Genomic DNA, 17,610 nt, shown 5'->3' on the forward strand with positions numbered 1-17,610 from the left:
GCGCGTCACAACAGGTGCAGGCCTCTCGCGATGCTCAGGGCCTCGCTGCGGCGGGAAGCACCGAGTTTGCCGTACAGGTTGGAGACGTGGGTCTTCACCGTGTTCTCGGAGACGAACAGCTCGGCGCCGATGTCGGCGTAGGTGGCACCCCGGGCCAGCTCACGCAGCACGTCCCGTTCCCGGGCGCTGAGGGTGGGCCGGACCGGTACCTCGGTGGCGCTCGCCCGTTCCCGGGGGGTCGCGGTCCGCGATGCCGTCCGCACCGTCAGATCGGGTAGTCCGGCGAGGGCGTCGGCCAGTTCGTCGACCCACGGCAGCGACGTACGCTGCCGCAAGGCTGCGAGCAGGTCCTGCATCGGCGTGCCCTGACGACACCAGCCCATGAAGGGGAGTGCGTTGCGACGTACGGCCGTCTCGGTCGCCGCTCGGCGCAGCCACTCGAACGCCCGTTCCGATTCGCCCAGTTCGTCCAGCAGCTGGGCCGAACAGACCATCGCGATCGCCCGGGTGTTACGGGTCCCGGACGCCGAGTCGACACAGGTTTCGAAGGCGTCCACCGCGGCCCGCCGATCGCCGGCCAGGTCGGCGCGGAAGCCGCTCATCAGTGCGGCCTCGCCGTCCAACCCCAGCCCGCGGAGCTTCGACTCGCCCTGCCGGAGCCAATCGCCGTCGCCGGCCAAACAGGCCAGGCAGCCGCGCTCGATCAGGGTCACGGCGCGCAGATGCAGCGGCAGTTCGTCGGCTACCGGCAGTGGCAACGGTTGAGCGAGCAACTCCTCGGCCGCCGTCAGCGAGGTCGCTGAGGCACGAATCCTGGACTCGTAGATCCGGGCCCAGAACAAGGCGCACAGATCCGCCGGGTGCTGCCGTCCGAGCGGCGGTTCGCCGTCGACCGGATCACGCAACCAGGCGACGTCGGCCGACCGAGCCAGTCGCACCGCGAGTGCCGCCCGGGTGGAGCTGACCTCGTCCGGTTGGTACGGATGATCCGCGTTGATCTCGGCGGCCAGTTCGCCGCAGGTGTGTTCGCGACCCAGCATGTAGTGGGTGAGCGCCAGCATGCTCTTGGCCGCCGCCGTCAGCGGGAACAGCCGGCTGCTGGTGCGGCACAGCCCGATCGCCGCCGTCAGATTGAGCTCCGCCCGGTCCAGGTCACCGAGCCAGTTCTGGGTGGCCCCGAGTTCGATCAGTAGCACGGCCAGTGACGCGGTCCGGGCAACGTCGTTGCGCTCGGCACCGGGTTCGATCCAGGACACCAGCTGCTGACCGGCGGCGACGGCCTGCTGCATCGATTCCAGCCCGAGCCGCGCGCGCATCAGCCGTGCCGAGGCCGTCTCCACAACGCCTGCCCGATCGGACGCTTCGGCGATGATGCGGTCCAGCCAGTGCCTGGCGGCATCGACGTCGCCGGCCGCCCAGCGCTCCAAGGCGATCGGGAACCAGGTCCGCGGATCGACGTCCACCAGCTCCGGATGGCGGCGGACGAACCGTGCGATGGCCCGGCCCTGTCCGCAGGCCACCATGCTCACGCCGTCGGCCGCGAGCAGTTCGGCCGCCTGCTCGATCCGATTGATCAGCACCAGCCGCTCGAAGGCCCGGTCGGTGATGTCCCGGGCCAGATCGAGAGAGACCGCGCGGGCCACCGTGCCACGTGCCTGTTCCACGTCGACGCCGCCGACGGCCAGCCGACGGCGTACGACCTCGGCCAGCAGCGGGTGGATCCGATACCAGGCGTTGTCCAGCGCGTCGTCCGAGGACGCGGCCGTGCCGGCCGGCCGGCTGACCCGGGTGACCAACAATCCGTCGGCGGCCAGGTCGGCCATCAGTTCGCCGGCGCGCTGATCGCGCGACAGGTGGCACGCCGTCTCGCCGCTGACCAGCCGTTCACCGGCAACACAGAGCAACAGATGCCGTTGACGCGTTGACAGCGAGGACAGCACCTCGCTGGCCGCACGATCGGCGAATCGGGCGTCGCCGCGGGCGAACTGGTGAGCTGCCTCGAGCGGATCGGGCATGGTCCGGACTGCGCGGGCAGCGAGTACGACCGCCGCACACCAGCCGTCGGCGCGACCGATGATCGCGCGGGCGACCTCGGCGTCGGAGGTGCCGGCATGCTGGCTGATCAAGGACGTCGCCTCGTCGTCGTTGAGCCGCAGCGCGTCGCCGCGCAGGATCGTCAGGTCGCCCATCAACTCCGGCACCAGGCTGGTCTGCAGCAGGTCCCACCGACTGAGCAACATGATGCGCAAGGAACCTGGGTCGCGATTGAGCCGATCCTCGATCAGCCGGACACCGGCCGACGGAAGCTTCTGCGCCTCGTCGATGACCACCAGGGTCGGTGGTTGATCCGATCGGGTCGCCGATCGCATCGCCACCGTCGAGATCTCGTCGGCGCCCTCGGTCTGCCGCAGACCGGCCAATCCGCGATCGATCACCGCTGCCAGTCGCTGCGGACCCCAGCTGAGCCCGCCGTCGATCCAGATGACCTGTGACGGAGCCCGCGAATCCTCCGCGACACCAGAATCCTCAACCGTTCCGAACCGGCGCCGGACCCAGCCGGCGACGCCCAGGGTCTTGCCGGATCCGCCCGGCGCGACCAGCACGGTGACCGCGGACTCGCTTGCCCGGTCGAGTTGCTGCCAGAGGAAGTCGCGGGGCACATAGGCACGCGGCAGGCGCGGCGGCGTCCCCGGCTCCAGTCGGAGACTGTGGCTGAAATGTACCGAGTCCGCCCCGAGCGGGTCCGGGTCGAAAGTCATTCGGATTTCCCCCGTTTCATCGGGCCGCCGCATCAGATCGTGCTGCCGGTAACGGGACAAGAGAATTGGCCACCAGGCGAGTCGACAGCCTGATCTGCATGGCCGGGGACATGGTTCAGACTATAAAGCAGGCGGCCCGGAATGGCTTGGGAGCCCGCTGCCTACGGCAAGACTCGAATCGTCCGTACTGGGTGAAAGTGCCCACGACATTTCTGTTTGTGTACGGGTATTTCGGCCCTTGCGCTGCAATGTTTATCCTGCGTCGCGCTGTTGGTCCTCGGCCGCGGCGTCGGTCAGTTGCTGGGCCGGACCGCCCGCAGCGGCCAACCGGATCGCGGCGTCGACAGTGGGCACGACCAGGCCGCTGCGTTCGGTTTGGGTGAACCACTGCGACCGCGACATCGTCGCCCGGACTTGTGCCCCGAGGCCGGCCAGGATCAGCGTGCTGCCGTCCCGTTCGAGATCCTCGGCGACATCACGGAGGATGTCCACCATCGGCACCGTGACGGCATGGACGGCCACGCACTCCAGCACCACCCACCGGATGTCGTCCGAGGTCCGAGCAGCCCGCAGGATCGCATCGGCGGTGATCTGGGTGTTGCCGGCGTACAGCGCACCGTCGAGATGAAGCAGCACGACCTCCGGCGGCACTCGCCTCTGATGATCATCCTCGGGCTGGTCGGGCGGCTCGGTGATCGTCCAGCCCCCGTTCGCGGCGGGATAGAGCGGCCGGACTCGGGCGCGGTTCACCTGACGCACCACCAGTGCCAGGGTGAGGATGACACCGACCGCGACCCCGAGCAGCATGCCGCCGGTCAGCCCGATCGCGCCGACCACGATCGCCACCCACAACTCTGCCTTGTCGATGCGGGCGTACCGGAAGAAGTCGGCCGGACTGAGCAGCCCGATCACCGCCACGATCACCATCGCGGCCAGGATCGCCTTGGGCAGATCGTCCAGCAGCGGCGCCAGGAACAACGCGACCAAGATCGCCAGCGCAGCGGTGATCAATTGGGCCAGCTGGGTGCGCGCGCCCGCCCGGAGATTGACCGCCGACTGGGAGAAGCCCCCGGCCGGTGGCAACGACTGCGTCAGCCCGCCGCCCAGCGAGGCCACCCCGGTGGCCGTCAACTCCTGGCCGACGTTGATCTGCGGCTCGTCGCGGCGCCGATTCGTGCGCGCGACCAGAACGGTCTCCATGAAGGCCATCACCGCAATGGCCATCGCGCCCGGCATCAGACTGACGACGTCTCCGGGCACCGGGATCGACGGCGTCGGCAGGCCTGTCGGTACGTGGTCGATCAGGATCAGGCCGTGTCCGTCGCTGCGGTCGGCGATCGAGGTGGTGGCCACCAACAGGATGCCGGCCGCCACAACAACCAGCGGACCGGGCACCGTCGGTGCCAGCCGACGCAGCAGGAGCAGTACGGCGATGGCCGCCGCGGCGACCAGCACCGTGGTCAGGTCGGCCTGGGGCAGGTGATCGATCGCGTGGGCGACCTTGCCGAAGAAGCCGCTGTCGCTCGGCGGCGAGGCGATGCCGAGCAGCGCCGGCAACTGACTGGCGGCCACCGTGAGCCCGACACCGACTCGGATGCCGGTCAGGGTGGCCGGGGAGATCATCTCGATCAGCGAACCGAGCCGCAGCAGCCGCATCAACAGCAGGCAGATGCCCACCATGAAGGTCAGCGTGAACGCCGCCCGCTGCAGGTCCTCGGCCGAACGATGGGCCGCGTCCGGCAATCCGGCGATGGTGCTGGCGACCAGCACCGCGATGGTCGAGGTGGTGGAGACGCTGAGCGCCCGGGCGCCACCGAGCAGGGCGTAGATGATCATCGGCGCCATGCAGGTGTACAGACCGATCTGCACCGGCAGCCCGGCGATCGTGGAGTACGCCATGGCTTGCGGGATGACGACCGTTCCGGCCGCCAGGCCGCCGATCACGTCGCCGCGGAGCCAGCGCCTCTGGTAGCCCCGTACCGAGGGCAGAAGCCAGGACATCGGCGCCACGGACCGGGACACGGAACCGGTGTCAGGATTGGCCACACCTCAGCACACAGCATCGACCGGCTCGCCAACCTCACCCGTCTCGGGTGAGACCGCCGAAGAGGTACCAGGATCGGGCCGGAACGGCCTTACTTCAGGAAGTGATCGAGCAGCTTCATGATCGCATAGGCGGCACCGCCGAAGACGCCGGCGACGACGGCCAAGGTGATGGCGATCGCGAGCAGCCCTTCAAGAGTGGTGACGGCTGCCCGCGGACCCGGACGATACCGGCGAGACTCCGGACGGAGTGGCTGCCCGTCATCGGTGCTCGAAACCTGTGACATCGCGAATTACCCCTTCCTGGTCGTGGCCGCTTCGGTGTCTGCTACCGCACAGCTGATCTTGTCCCGGACTTCTGATCTTGGCCCGGCGTTGGCTCAACCGGATTCAGACCAAGTCAATTGTTGCCGAAATGACAAGATCGCCGGCCGAGTTTCCTCGACCGGCGATCTCATCGTTCAGGGGCAACTCAGTCCTGGAAGACCTGCCGCAGCGCGGCTTCCTGCTCGTCGCTCATGTTGGTGAAGATCAGGTCGGTCGGAGCATGTCCGGCGAAAGCGTCTTTCACCTTGTCCATCACGGCATCCGAGCTCATCACGAACAGCGCGGAGGTGCCGGGGGTGATCTGATCACGGACGCGATTGATGAAGCCGTCGTCGATGCCGACGTCGGTCAAGGCGCCGCTGAGTGCACCGGTAGCGGCGCCGATCGCGGCACCCAACAGCGGTACAAAGAAGATCAACCCGAACAGCAGCCCCCAGAAGGTGCCGCCCAGTGCACCGGCACCCTTGGTCGAGTTGAGCTGCCGCGTCTTCGGCTTCTTGGCGCCCGGCTCCCAGGAGACGGTCGCCGCGTCGTGCAGGGTGATCAGGTTCTCCCGCGCGAGCTGCTTCAGGGTCTCCTCGGCCTGGTCGGCGCCCTCCGGCGTGTCGAACTTCCACGCGGTCAATGTGGCTTGTGCCATGGGTTCTCCCTCATTCGAACGAACATCGGACTGGAGGTCCCATCCTGACCAGCCAACCGCCGTAGGCGGGTCACCCGTTCTCGGTGAACCGACGTTCGGCCGACGCCGCCACTCAGGCTCAGGCTCAGGTTCGGGATCAGTCGGGCCGGGCTCGGCCGATTCAGGACTTCGCGGTCAGCTCGCTGGCGTGCTTCCACGCGTCGTCGAGTGCACGGGTGACGTCCGCGCCCGCCGGGAACAGGTTGTCCGCGCCGATCCGCCGCTCCAGTCCGACCCGCCGGATCGCATCGACGACGCCCGAAGCGATGCCGGTCAGGATCAACGTGTTGCCGGTGTCGGCCAGTTGCTGGTGGTAATCGTCCAGGGCGCGCAGGCCGGTGTCCTCGATGGTGGGGATGTCGCGGATCCGCAGGATCACCACCGCGCCCGTCGCTCCGTCGGGCTGCGGCAGCCTGCGGGTCAGCCGCGGCACCTCGGCGAAGAAACGCCAGTGCGCCAGGTCGATGATCAGGATCTGACCCGAGGTCAGCTTGTCCGGGGAGTCGTGTTCGCTCCAGTAGCCGTCATCACTGCGTCTGAGCTCCTTCAGCGAGCCCGCCCGCGAGGAGGAGGCGATGAAGATCAACAGCGACAGCCCGGCGCCGAGGAAGATCGTCCACTGCAGCGGGATGAAGAGTGCGGCGGCGAAGGTCAGCACCATCGCCGCGGTGGATCCCCAGTTGCTGCGGAAGGCCAGCAGCGCATTGCCGGCCCGGCCGACGATGAGCTCGCCGGCGATGACGAACAGCAGCGCGGCGATCACCGACAGCGGAACCTTCTCGGCGACGCTGCCGAACAGCAGCACCATCACGCCCAGCCAGAGGGTGGCGAAGATGCCGCCCCAGCGGGACTTTGCGCCGCCGCCGACCGAGACACCGGTACGCGACAGCGAACCGCCGGTCGGCATCGACTGGAAGAACGAGCCCGCGATGTTGCCGAGGCCCTGGCCGATGAAGTCACGATTGGCCGAGGCCCGGGATCCGTCCGGGTTGGGGTAGGCGGAGCTGATCCCGGCGCCCTGGACCAGCGCCACGATCGCGACCGATAGCGAACCCAACGCCAGCTCCGGCACGTCACCGAAGGCGGGCAGGTCGGGATGAGGCAGCCCGCTGGGGATCTTGGCGATGTCGGCGACCGTGGCCACCGACTTCAGCTGCAACACTGCGACAGCCACCGTCATGATCACCAGCACGATCACCGGGGCGAGTTTGGCGACCGGTTTGATGCGTTTGCCGATCAGCATCAGCGCCATGGTGATCAGCGCGATCAAGGTGGTGGTGAGATCCCAGTCGCCGATGTGGGCGAACCAGTTCACCAGCTCGCTGATCTTGTTCGAGCCCTTCGGGTCGTAGCCGGAGAAGTCGCCGATCTCGCCGATGATGATCAACACGGCGGCACCGGCGACGAAGCCGGTCATCACCGCGTTGGAGACGAAACTGACCAGGCTGCCCAGCCGCAACAGCCCGAGGACGAACATGATCGCGCCGGTCAGCAACGTGATCGTGAAGAGTGCGCCGGGCATGTCGCCCTTGTCGATGCCGGCCACCTGCAGGACGCTGCCGGTCGACAGCGCGATCGCGCTGGTCAGCGTGGACACCATCAGCACCGTGCCGGTGCTCAGCGAAGCCACCAGCGTCGCGACCAGGCCCGAGTACAGGCCGTACAGCGGGTTCACCCCGGCCAACTGCGCGTACGCCATCCCCTCGGGGATCGAGAACACGCCGGTGACGAATCCGGCCATCGCGCCGGAGGCGATGGTGTTCGGTTCCAACCCGTTGATCGGCACGCGTTTCAGCACGGCGGCGACGCTAACATGATGGACTCCCGGCGGGCTGGCACAAATCGGGGGATGCCGTGATCAGCTCGGTCACTGCTGTCACTCCTTGACGGCGGCCTTCTGGTTCTTGCGGCGCGAGGTCTGGTACTGCACGCCGTGGCCGATCACCGTCAGCACGATCCAGCCGACGGCCAGGATGATCGCGCCGAGGGCGGACTCCGGCCGCCACAGGTTGCGGAAGAAGTCGGGCCCGATCCGGCCCAGACCGGACAGCACCAACGCGGCGCCGGCGAAGGCGGTGGCCCAGCGCAGGAAACGGCGCCGCCAGTGGTTGGCGAGGAAGCCGCCGATCAGCCCGGCGATCGGCACCACGATCACCGCCAGCAGCCAGCCGGAGCCGGGGCCGTTGAACAGGACGAAGGCCTTGGCACCGATGATCGCGCCGGCGCAGACGCCGCCGATGAAGAACAGGAAGTGGGTCATCAGCATCGTGCAGATCAGAGCCGCCGCGGCGCCGGCGCAGGCGACGACGACGGTCCAGGTCGAGCTGGCACCGAGCGCGTCGGCGAGCAGCCAGGCGGCACCGAAGCCGGCCAGTGCGATTCCCAGCCGGATCGAGACGACGCCGAAGAAGCACAGCGCCAGACCGATGACCAGCAACACGATTCCCGACATCTGAACTCTTTCGACGTGACGGACAGCAGTGATGCACACCGCGCAGCGCCAGCATTCGTGCCGTGGCGCCGCGCCGCTTCGCCCGATTCCGGTGAGGGCGGCGAGGTACGCCGAACCGTAGCGTGATTCTGAGCCGGTGTTGAGATCCGGCCGAGGTTGATCTTGCGCGAGTCGAGTCCTGGGAGGAACGAATGGGTCAGGCCATCGGGGACATCCTGCCGATCGCACTGGGTGTGGCGATCTCACCGATGCCGATCATGGCGGTGATCTTGATGCTGATGTCTCCGCGCGGCCGGGGAGCATCGGTCACCTTCCTGCTCGGCTGGGTGCTCGGCATCGCCGTGGTGCTGACCGTGGTCACGTTGGTGATCGGCCCGGCCAGCGGTTCCGATTCGTCCGGGCCGTCTCCGGTGGCGTCGATCATCAAGATCGTTCTTGGTGTGCTCGCGTTGTTCCTGGCGTTTCGGCAGTGGCGCGGCCGGCCGAAACCCGGTCAGACACCGCAGTTGCCGAAGTGGATGGCTGCCATCGACAAGGTGACGCCGGCCAAGGCGTTCGGCCTGGGCGCGTTGCTGTCCGGGATCAACCCGAAGAACCTGACCCTGTGTCTGGCCGGCGGGGTCGCAATCGGATCGGTCGGTCTGGATGCCGGCCAGGCTGCCGTCGTGATCGTGATCTTCGTGCTGATCGGCAGTTGCACGGTGGCGATCCCGGTGATCGCGTTTCTGGCCGCGCAGAAGGCGGTCCAGCCGAAACTGGACGAGTTGCGCGGCTGGCTGGGCGCTCACAACGCCGCGGTGATGTCGGTGCTGCTGTTGGTGATCGGAGTCACCATCATCGGCAAGGGCGTAGCGGGGCTGTGATGGCCAGACCGGAATGGAAGCGGTACGGCGGGCCGACGACGCAGAGTCGGCCCCGAAAGTGAGGCAGGTGTAGGTCATGTCGAAGATGCTGATCCGCGTCGACGCAGAGCTGACCGACGAACTGGCCGGCGCGTACCCGTACCTGACCGCCAGGCATCAACGCGCATCGACGACGCTGACCGGCGATGTTGCCGACCAACAGGAGCTGCAGGGACTGCTGTCGCTGTTGAACTCGCTGGGCATCTCGGTGCTCGAGGTGGTCACCATCCCCGACGACGACTAGCCGTCGACCGCCCCGCGGCCGTCTTCAGCCTCCGTCGTCTCGGTCTCCGTACCGGCATCGGCCCGGCCACTGGCCGACTTCGCCTTCTTTCCCTCGGAGTTGGCCACCAGCGGCACCATCCACTTCGCGTCCGGGTCGGCGTCGACCAGGATCGCCCGGACCAGCAGGCTGAGCGGAATGGCCAGGATGGCGCCGATCGGACCGAGCACCCAGGCCCAGAAGATCAAGGACAGGAAGGTCAGCGTGGTGGACAGGCCGACCGCGTCCCCGACCACCTTCGGTTGGATCACCGACTGAATGATCACGTTGATCACGCAGTAGACGATGACCACGGCGAGCATCAGACCGGGTCCGCCGGCCAGCAGGCCCAGGATCGCCGGCGGGACCAACCCGATCACGAAGCCGACGTTCGGGATGTAGTTGGTGAGAAAGGCCAGCAGGCCCCACAACAGCGGAGCCGGGATGTCCATCACCAGCAGGGCAATGGTGTCGATCACCGCGACGATCGCGCCGAAGATCGTGGACACCAGCAGATAACGGTTGGAGGCGCGGGCAAAGTTCAGCAGCGCGTTGATGATCGTCGGCCGGGTACCGGCCGCGCGCACCATGTGCCGGGGGAACGACGAACCGTCCACGGTCATGAACAGCAGCAGCGTGATGATGAAGACCAGGTTGGACACCACTCCCAGCACACCGGACAGCGCCGAGGTGAGGATCTTGGTCAGCTTGGACAGATCCAACTGCGCGGTCACCGCGTGGAGTTGATCTTCCTTGATTCCCAGCGCGGCCAGTTGATCGCTGAGTTGTCCGACCAGGTTGTCGAACTGATCTTCGTACTGTGGCAGCAGGCCGGCGAACTGGGCCGCCGAGACGAACATCAGGGACGCCAGGCCGAGGATGCCGAGATAGACGACGATCAGGCAGATCAGGGTCGCCAGCCACGGCGGGATGTGTCGGGCCAGCACCCGTTGCAGCGGGTGCACCGCGATGGTCAGAACCAGGGTCAGGAACACCACGCTGAGGATGTCGGCGGCGCCCTTCATGCCGGCCACGATGACCACCGCGGCGGCGAGTCCGAGGAGCACCAGCAGCCCGCGTGGCATCGACCGGGCCGGGCGCGGCGAGACGACTTCGGACATGTGGACTGCCTTCCTGTACGACGATCAAGGCCCACGACGATTCAGGACGTACGACGGATCAGCGCCCTCGTAGGCTTTCAGCGCCAGCAACTCAACGAGTCACCCGAGTCGGGTGACCCGGCAGCCGTTGACGATACTGTGCGAGCCAGGACCGTCGTGGGACGGTCGTCCGGGTGTCCGGTTTCAGTCGCTGAATCCGGATTCGAGCAGGCATGCGGCATCACCCGAACAGGGTGAGGACATCGCTCTCGGATGGCTGAAAGGCTCGGACTCTGACAGACAGTGAAGGGAGCCAGATGAGTGCAGTAGCGGCACCGATCGGACCTGTGGACGTGGCGGTCGTGGTGTTTCCCGAGGCAGAACTCAGCGAGAAAGTGACTGCCGCGGTCGCCGACGCCATCGCGTCGGGTGCTGTACGCCTGCTGGATGCGCTGATCGTGCAGAAGAGCACGGACGGCGAGGTCACCATCATCGATGTTGACGACGAAGGCGACATCTTCGCCGTCCTGCCCGTACCCGGTGATCACCAAGGGTTGCTCAGCGAAGCCGACGCCAACGAGGTCGGCGACGGCCTGGAGCCGGGTTCGTCGGCAGTCGTCGTCGCCTGGGAGAACATGTGGGCGGTTCGGCTGCGCAGCGCGATCTTCGAGGCTGGCGGCGTGATCGTCGCTCACGAGCGCATTGCCGACGACAGCATCGAGGCGGCGTACGCCGCGCTGGACACCGCCGAGGAAGGGAACTGATCATGCTTGCACGTCGATTCGGACGACCCGGACTGGTCGGCCTTGCTGCTCGTACGGCGGTCGTCGCCGGCACAGCCAGTGCGGTCTCCGGCGGGATGGCACGGCACCAGCAGCAGCGGGCGGCCGAGCAGCAGGAGATGCAGGCCTACGAGCAGCAGCAGCAGCAGGCTCAGATGATGGCCGCGGCTCAGGCCGCGCAGCAGCAGGCTGCGGTGCAGGCGGCACCGGTGGCACCCGCCGCCCAGCAGTCGGTCTCGGTGGACGACACGGTCACCCAGCTGGAGCGGCTGGCGGCGCTGAAGGAACAGGGGATCCTGACTGACGCGGAATTCGCCGCGCAGAAGGCCAAGATCCTGGGCGCGTGATCCGATGGTGCCTGAGTCGCCGACCACCGACGAACTGAGATCGAGGATTGCCCAGCTCGAGGCCGAGAACCGACAGCTGCGGGATCAGGGTGCGCCGCCCGTGCCGCCGCAGCCGTCGGCGGTCCGTCCCGGGCCGCGGCGCGGTCGGGGCTGGACGGTGTTGTCGGTGTGTCTGATCGTGATCGGGTGCATTCTGGCGCCGTTGTCGGTGGTCACCGTCTGGGCCAAGGCGACCCTGGTCGACACCGACCAGTTCGTGGCCACGTACGCACCGCTGGCGCAGAACCGGGCCGTGCAGGACTACGTCATCGACCAGTCGATGGTGGCGATCAACAACAACGTCGACATCGACCAACTGACCAAGGACCTGATCGACGGGATCAAGCAGCTCGGCACCGGACCGCGCGCCAACACCGCACTGGATGCCCTGCAGGGTGCGGCCGCGCGCGGGATGGAGAGCCTGATCCAGAGCGGCGTGACCCAGTTCGTCCGCTCGGACGCCTTTGCGGCGGCCTGGGAGGACGCCCTGCGGATCAGTCACACCCAGATCATGGCCACCCTGAGCGATGATCCGAACGCGATCCTGAAGGCGCAGCAGAACGGCACCATCGGCATCCAACTCGGTCCCATCATCGACAAGATCAAGCAGGCGTTGATCGACAAGGGCATCGGCATCGCCTCGAGGATTCCGTCGGTGAACAAGACGATTCCGATCGCTCAGGCCGATCAGATTTCCAACGTCCAGGCCGGCTACCGGGCGGTGATCGCGCTGGGCACCTGGCTGCCGTGGGTGTGCCTGCTGTTCCTGGTCGCCGGGGTGGTGGTGGCTCGCCGACGGGTCCGGACGCTGACCGCAACCGGCGTCGGCTTCGCCATCGCGATGGCGGTGCTGCTGCTCGGCTTCGTGATCGGCCGGGCGATCCTGAAGACCGCGGTGCCGCCCTCGTTGGCGCCGGCCAACGTGACCGATCTGATGTACAACACCGCCACGGCCGCGATGCGCAGTACTGCCGTGGCCGGGCTGGTGCTCGGCATCGCGGTGGCACTGGTGGCCTGGTTCGCCGGTCCCTTCCGCAGTTCGACCCGGATCCGGGGCGCGTACGGCAGTGGAGTTGATCATGTCCGGCGGAGTGCCGAGCAGCGTGGTGTCAGCACCGGCAAGGTGGGTGTGTGGATCTACAACCAACGCTTGTTGATCAGGATCGTGATCGCCCTCGCGGTGGCCGCGATCATCATCCTGAATCGGCCGCTGGCGGTATCCACCATCGTGATCACCGGCGTGGTGGCGATCGTGGTGTTGATCATCCTCAGCTTCGTCGAACGTCCGCCGAGTTCGGTCGCGGCATCGGCACCGACTCCGGTGGACATCGACGACGACCACGAGCCGACCGTCAGCCTGCCGCCGCAAGCGTGATCAACCTGCGGCCGGTCCGCGGCTGGCTGTCGTGGTTTTCCCTGCGTACGTGGAAGAAGGACGTGCCGGCGGGGTTGGTCCTGGGCATCGAGAGCGTACCGGACGGCCTGGCCCAGGGGTTGCTGGCCGGGGTGAATCCGGTCTTCGGTCTGTACGGCTACGTCTTCGGCACCATCTTCGGCGCACTGGCAACCAGTTCGGCGTTCATGACGATCCAGGCCACCGGCGCGATGTCGGTGGTCGTGTCGGACGTCACCCAGGTGCACGGCAACTCCGAGGACGCGCATCGGGCGCTGTTCACGCTCACGCTGCTGACCGGTTTGATCATGCTCGGCCTGGGCATCGCCCGGCTCGGCTGGATCGTCCGCTGGGTGCCCAATGCCGTGCTGACCGGATTCGTCAACGCGGTCGCGGTGAACATCGTGCTCGGCCAGCTGGACAACCTGACCGGCTACGACAGCTCCGGCGCCAACCGGTTGCTGAAGGCGCTGGATTCGGTCATCCACCTGCCCGGCTGGTCCTGGCCCGACGTCGCCGTCGGCGTGCTGACCATGATCATCATCGTGGCCACCGGCCGGACCCGGATCGGCGCGTTGGGCATGGTGCTGGCCATCGTCGTCGGCTCCGCGGTCGCTGCCGTCCCCGGCATGAAGGTGCATCAGCTGCAGGACATCACCGACGTGCCGGCCGGGTTGCCGGCCCCGGTGCTGCCGGACCTCGGCGCGGTGCCGGCGTTGATCGTGCCGGCTGTCGCGCTCGCCTTCGTCGGGTTGGTCCAGGGCGCGGCGATCAGCCGGTCGGTGCCGAACCCGGACGGGAGCTATCCCGATCCGTCCGGCGACTTCCGCGGGCAGGGGATCGCCAACATCGCCACCGGTCTGCTGCAAGGGATGCCGGTCGGCGGGTCGATGTCGGCGACGGCGATCATCACCAACTCCGGTGCCCGCAGCCGGATCGCCCAGCTGGTCGCCGGCGTCACCATGATCATCGTGATCGTCACCCTGAGCGGCCTGGTCGGCTACGTGGCCATGCCGGCGCTGGCCGGATTGCTGATCGTGGTCGGGGTGCAGACGCTGAAACCGCATCAGGTGCTGATGGTCTGGCGAACCGGCGCCGTCCAGGCCAGCGTGATGGCGGCCACCTTCATCCTGACCCTGGTGATTCCGCTGCAGTACGCGGTGCTGGCCGGGATCGCGATCTCGATCATCCTGCACGTGGCACAGCAGTCGAACCGGGTTGCCGTACGCCGTTGGTCGATCACCGACGACGGCGCCATCGAGGAGACCGAACCGCCGGCGACCCTCGGTGTCGACGAGGTCGTCGTGCTGCGCCCGTACGGCAGTCTCTTCTTCGCCTCGGCGGGGACGTTCGAGGACGCGTTGCCGGGGATCGATCCGGCGTCGCACAACTCGGTGGTGATCATCACCCTGCGGGGCAAGGAAGATCTCGGCAGCACGTTCATCAACGTGATCACCCGGTACGCGACCCGACTCGCCGACGCGGGCTGCCTGCTCAAGATCAGCGGGACTTCGGAGTCGGTCCGCCGGCAGCTGGTGTCGACCCGGGCGATCAGCACCCTCGGCCCGGCCAACGTGTACGCGATGACGTCAACACTGACCGAATCGACGATGGCTGCCAAGCACGATGCCGCGGAGTGGATCAACGGCAACATCGAGCCGGCGGCAGAGGAGTCGGCCGAGCACGGCGGGGGACCAGGATGGTTCCACGACGCCGTCCGCTGGGGCAAGGTCCACCTGCTCCGTCGGCACTGATCGCCGGCGCCCTCTACAACAGGCCCCGGGCGCGGGCGACCTGGATCGCCTCGCTGCGGCTGGAGACGCCGAGTTTGCGGTAGATCGCCCGCAGATGGGTCCGGGTGGTGTTCACGCTGACACCGCGGCTCTCGGCCAGCTGACGCACCGGCAGCACCGCCTGCAGATCGCGCAGCAGTTCCAACTGCTTGGGACTGAGCAGCCGCGGGCCGATCGGCTCCTGGTCGGGCCAGGTCCGCTCCAGCAGCGCCGTGACGAACTGGTTCGCGGTGCCGAACTGGCCGGCGTGGTTGATGATCAGCGGCTTGATCCGCGGCCAGGCGTCGATGAACGGCCGCTGCAGATTCTGCGGCGCGGCCGCCTCGACGGCGCGTTGCAGAGCGGCCAGGGCGCGGGTGGGGTTCCCGCGATCTTGTTCCAGGTGGGCAGTCATCACCTGAGCGACCACCAACGACGCCGGCAGGTGCGCGATCAGTTTTCCGTCGACGGCGGGCGCGAGCAGCTCGAGCGCTTGACCCGGCCGGCCCAGCGCCAGCAACACCTCGGCGTTCATCACCGCTGCCTCGACGCTGCCCGGCAGCCGCCGCCTGGTCCGTTGCACAGCGGCCGCGGCCCAGCCGGACTCGCCGACCGCCAATGCCATCCGCACTTCCTGGGCGCCGGCGTGGCCCGTCAGCGCCGGGGACGCCTCCGCGGCCTGGGGATCGGACCACATCCGGTGGAAGTCTCGTGCTGCCCGCCGCTTGTCGTCGCCCGCCGATGCCTCGAACCGGGCCAGCGCACCCATACTCCGTACGCCGAGCGCAATCTCTACGTTGTTGACCCCGTCGAGCGACTGCATGCCCAGCTCGGCCAGCCGGTGTTGCCCGGCGATATCGCCGGTCTGGAACGCGGTCCAGGCCGCCAGCAGGTAGGCGTAGGCCAGCCGCGGCGACTGCGACCAACCGCGCGGGGCGGCGAAACTGATCGCCTCGTCGGCCCAGCGCCGGCTCTGGACCAGGTCGCACATCGCGCCGGTCACTCCGGACAGCTGGGACAGCGTCCACAACTCGAACTGGTTGTACCGGCCGGCGCGGGCCAGCGCGAGCGCACGGCGCAGATCGTCCACCGCACCCGGGTAGTCCCCGATGCGCAGCCGGGCCGGTGCCCGATAGGCCAACAGCATCAGGTCGACATCACCGTCACCGGTCGGCTCGACGCCGAGGATTCCGGTCCGCTCGATCGCCTCGGCGACATCGCCGCCGGGCAGGGCTCGCTGGATCTCGACCGACGCGATCAAGGGGCCCGATTTCGGGTCGGGTCGTTCCAGGCCGGCCGGCCGGTGCAGGTGGCGCCGGGCGCCGAGCCAGTAGTCGGCTCGCGCGAGATCGCCGACGTCGAGGGCAGCCAACGCGGCGGTGACGCCGACGCCAGGTTCCTTGGCGATACCGGTCGAAGCATCGAGGCCGACCGGTTCGGCGATGGCGGCATCTGCCGTGCCGAGCACATGAGCCGCCTGCCCGGACAGGATCAGGCGCAGCCCGTGCCGGCGGATCAGTTCCGTCAGCAACTTGTCGTCGCCGGCCGCGAGGGCGTGCGAGAGCGCGATCGCCGGTTCGCCGTGCCGGTCGTACCAGCGGGCGGTCGCCGCATGCTGGCGCGGCGGGGCGCCGACATCTCGCCGGTGCAGGGACGCCAGCAACGACTCCCGCAGCAGGCTGTGGTAGCGATAGCCGGACGAGTCCCCGGACTGCACGACCAGCGCATTGGACCGGCACAAGTCGTCCAGCAATCGGCCGGCGTCGGGGCGGCCCGACAATTCGGCGGCCAAGCTGATCGGGAGTTGCTCGGGGGCGCAGGTGTCGTGCAGAAATTGATCAAGGTCCGGCGGCAGCTGGCCGACGATCTCCTCCGACAGGTAGTCGCCGACGGCCCGCTGATCACCTGCGAAACCGGCCACCACCACGCTGGGATCGTCTGCCCTGCTGAGACTCAGCGCGGCCAGCCGCAGTCCGGCCACCCAGCCTTCGGTCCGCGTGACCAGCCGTCCAAGATCATCTTCGCCGAGCTGCAGTCCCAGAGCGGCGAAGAAGTCGGCCGCCTCCGAGGCGGTGAAGGCGAGATCGCTGCCGGCGACGGTTTGCAGGCGATCATCAAGCCGTAGTTTGTGCAACGCCAGCTCCGGCTCGCGCCTGCTGACCAAGATCATCGTGACATTGCCGGGCAGCTGCGCCAGCAGGTAGTCGATGCCTGCCATCACATCCGGATGGCCGACCTCATGAAGATCATCGAGAACCAGCCAGATCGGCCGACCAGCGTCCTGGAGGATGTTCAGGATGGTCGCCGCGAACCCGGACTCGAAGCCTTCTCGCGGTGGGCTGAGGGAACTGAGCGCGCCGGCCACCGGCTCGTCGCAGGCCAAGCGCAACGCTTCCAGCAACGCGGACCAGAACTCGTACGGCTTGTCGTCGGCGGGTTCGAGGGCCAGCCAGGCAACGCCCGTACCCTGCAGTCGTGCTGTTCTGGCCCACTCTGCGACCAGCAGCGTCTTCCCAGACCCGGCGGCCGCGCAGACGAGCGTGACCGGGCGTCGGGTGCGCTCGTCGCGGCCCAATCGTGCGCGACGGATCGCCCAGTCCGGCAGCCGCGGGACCTGGACCCGGGCCATCGCCACCGTTGACCGAGTGCCGAGCTCGCCCGCAGCCATCCTGATTGAAGCCCTCCGTCGTACAACGTCAGGCTGCAGATTATCGCCAACCGCCTACTTGTCAGCGCGAGGTGACGCCGGAGCG

Annotated in this window: 14 protein-coding genes; 6 read left to right on the top strand and 8 right to left on the bottom strand. The window is 67.9% G+C overall.

The annotated features are described in order from the left end of the window. Positions 1-5: 5 nt before the first annotated feature. The 6 genes from FOE78_RS24570 to FOE78_RS13560 all read right to left on the bottom strand — a co-directional run bounded on the left by FOE78_RS24570 (position 6) and on the right by FOE78_RS13560 (position 8,260). Positions 6-2,759 (bottom strand): helix-turn-helix transcriptional regulator, encoded by a 2,754-nt coding sequence (locus tag FOE78_RS24570; protein ID WP_168207511.1) that lies wholly within the window; start codon positions 2,757-2,759, stop codon positions 6-8. A gap of 252 nt (positions 2,760-3,011) precedes the next feature. After that, a complete protein-coding gene (locus FOE78_RS13540) occupies positions 3,012-4,760 on the bottom strand; it encodes a SulP family inorganic anion transporter (protein ID WP_143986754.1) in 1,749 nt (582 codons plus the stop codon). 134 nt (positions 4,761-4,894) lie between these two features. After that, entirely contained in the window at positions 4,895-5,089 is a 195-nt protein-coding gene (locus tag FOE78_RS13545; RefSeq protein ID WP_143986755.1) for a hypothetical protein, read from the bottom strand. A 185-nt stretch (positions 5,090-5,274) separates the two neighbouring features. Next, complete coding sequence (locus FOE78_RS13550; protein WP_143986756.1) at positions 5,275-5,769, bottom strand: DUF1269 domain-containing protein; 495 nt, start codon at positions 5,767-5,769, stop codon at positions 5,275-5,277. Between the two features lie 160 nt (positions 5,770-5,929). Next, positions 5,930-7,606: a SulP family inorganic anion transporter gene (locus tag FOE78_RS13555; RefSeq protein WP_143986757.1), complete on the bottom strand. Its 1,677-nt coding sequence runs from the start codon at positions 7,604-7,606 to the stop codon at positions 5,930-5,932. 78 nt (positions 7,607-7,684) lie between these two features. Further along, complete coding sequence (locus FOE78_RS13560) at positions 7,685-8,260, bottom strand: TM7S3/TM198-like domain-containing protein (RefSeq protein WP_143986758.1); 576 nt, start codon at positions 8,258-8,260, stop codon at positions 7,685-7,687. A 191-nt stretch (positions 8,261-8,451) separates the two neighbouring features. Between FOE78_RS13560 and FOE78_RS13565 the strand changes: the two genes are divergently transcribed. Both FOE78_RS13565 and FOE78_RS13570 read left to right on the top strand, forming a co-directional pair. Then, complete coding sequence (locus FOE78_RS13565) at positions 8,452-9,123, top strand: GAP family protein (protein ID WP_143986759.1); 672 nt, start codon at positions 8,452-8,454, stop codon at positions 9,121-9,123. 76 nt (positions 9,124-9,199) lie between these two features. Continuing rightward, positions 9,200-9,406, top strand: a complete 207-nt coding sequence (locus FOE78_RS13570; protein WP_143986760.1) for a hypothetical protein — start codon at positions 9,200-9,202, stop codon at positions 9,404-9,406. On the opposite strand, the gene FOE78_RS13575 is transcribed toward FOE78_RS13570, so the two are convergent. Then, on the bottom strand, positions 9,403-10,545 hold the full coding sequence (locus tag FOE78_RS13575) for an AI-2E family transporter (protein ID WP_143986761.1): 1,143 nt from the start codon (positions 10,543-10,545) through the stop codon (positions 9,403-9,405). The genes FOE78_RS13570 and FOE78_RS13575 overlap by 4 nt on opposite strands. A gap of 296 nt (positions 10,546-10,841) precedes the next feature. Here FOE78_RS13575 and FOE78_RS13580 point away from each other — a divergent pair, with 296 nt between their 5' ends. From FOE78_RS13580 to FOE78_RS13595, 4 genes are read left to right on the top strand one after another with little or no spacing between them, the layout of a single operon-like run. Then, positions 10,842-11,288, top strand: coding sequence for a DUF6325 family protein (locus tag FOE78_RS13580; RefSeq protein WP_143986762.1), 447 nt, complete (start codon positions 10,842-10,844; stop codon positions 11,286-11,288). A gap of 2 nt (positions 11,289-11,290) precedes the next feature. Continuing rightward, positions 11,291-11,653, top strand: a complete 363-nt coding sequence (locus FOE78_RS13585) for an SHOCT domain-containing protein (RefSeq protein WP_143986763.1) — start codon at positions 11,291-11,293, stop codon at positions 11,651-11,653. A 4-nt stretch (positions 11,654-11,657) separates the two neighbouring features. Beyond that, positions 11,658-13,067, top strand: a complete 1,410-nt coding sequence (locus FOE78_RS13590) for a hypothetical protein (RefSeq protein WP_143986764.1) — start codon at positions 11,658-11,660, stop codon at positions 13,065-13,067. Then, positions 13,064-14,839, top strand: coding sequence for a SulP family inorganic anion transporter (locus FOE78_RS13595; protein ID WP_168207512.1), 1,776 nt, complete (start codon positions 13,064-13,066; stop codon positions 14,837-14,839). The genes FOE78_RS13590 and FOE78_RS13595 overlap by 4 nt, the downstream gene beginning before the upstream one ends. Before the next feature lie 13 nt (positions 14,840-14,852). Here FOE78_RS13595 and FOE78_RS13600 read toward each other — a convergent pair whose 3' ends face one another. Next, positions 14,853-17,525, bottom strand: a complete 2,673-nt coding sequence (locus tag FOE78_RS13600; protein WP_143986766.1) for a helix-turn-helix transcriptional regulator — start codon at positions 17,523-17,525, stop codon at positions 14,853-14,855. Positions 17,526-17,610 lie beyond the last annotated feature (85 nt).

Source organism: Microlunatus elymi, from assembly GCF_007362775.1.
Lineage (GTDB): Bacteria > Actinomycetota > Actinomycetes > Propionibacteriales > Propionibacteriaceae > Microlunatus > Microlunatus elymi.

Bases quoted from the DNA above. Each gene is read 5' to 3' on its own strand.
- FOE78_RS24570 (WP_168207511.1), bottom strand. From the start codon at position 2,759: ATGACTTTCGACCCGGACCCGCTCGGGGCGGACTCGGTACATTTCAGC.
- FOE78_RS13540 (WP_143986754.1), bottom strand. From the start codon at position 4,760: ATGTCCTGGCTTCTGCCCTCGGTACGGGGCTACCAGAGGCGCTGGCTC.
- FOE78_RS13545 (WP_143986755.1), bottom strand. From the start codon at position 5,089: ATGTCACAGGTTTCGAGCACCGATGACGGGCAGCCACTCCGTCCGGAG.
- FOE78_RS13550 (WP_143986756.1), bottom strand. From the start codon at position 5,769: ATGGCACAAGCCACATTGACCGCGTGGAAGTTCGACACGCCGGAGGGC.
- FOE78_RS13560 (WP_143986758.1), bottom strand. From the start codon at position 8,260: ATGTCGGGAATCGTGTTGCTGGTCATCGGTCTGGCGCTGTGCTTCTTC.
- FOE78_RS13565 (WP_143986759.1), top strand. From the start codon at position 8,452: ATGGGTCAGGCCATCGGGGACATCCTGCCGATCGCACTGGGTGTGGCG.
- FOE78_RS13570 (WP_143986760.1), top strand. From the start codon at position 9,200: ATGTCGAAGATGCTGATCCGCGTCGACGCAGAGCTGACCGACGAACTG.
- FOE78_RS13575 (WP_143986761.1), bottom strand. From the start codon at position 10,545: ATGTCCGAAGTCGTCTCGCCGCGCCCGGCCCGGTCGATGCCACGCGGG.
- FOE78_RS13580 (WP_143986762.1), top strand. From the start codon at position 10,842: ATGAGTGCAGTAGCGGCACCGATCGGACCTGTGGACGTGGCGGTCGTG.
- FOE78_RS13585 (WP_143986763.1), top strand. From the start codon at position 11,291: ATGCTTGCACGTCGATTCGGACGACCCGGACTGGTCGGCCTTGCTGCT.
- FOE78_RS13590 (WP_143986764.1), top strand. From the start codon at position 11,658: ATGGTGCCTGAGTCGCCGACCACCGACGAACTGAGATCGAGGATTGCC.
- FOE78_RS13600 (WP_143986766.1), bottom strand. From the start codon at position 17,525: ATGGCTGCGGGCGAGCTCGGCACTCGGTCAACGGTGGCGATGGCCCGG.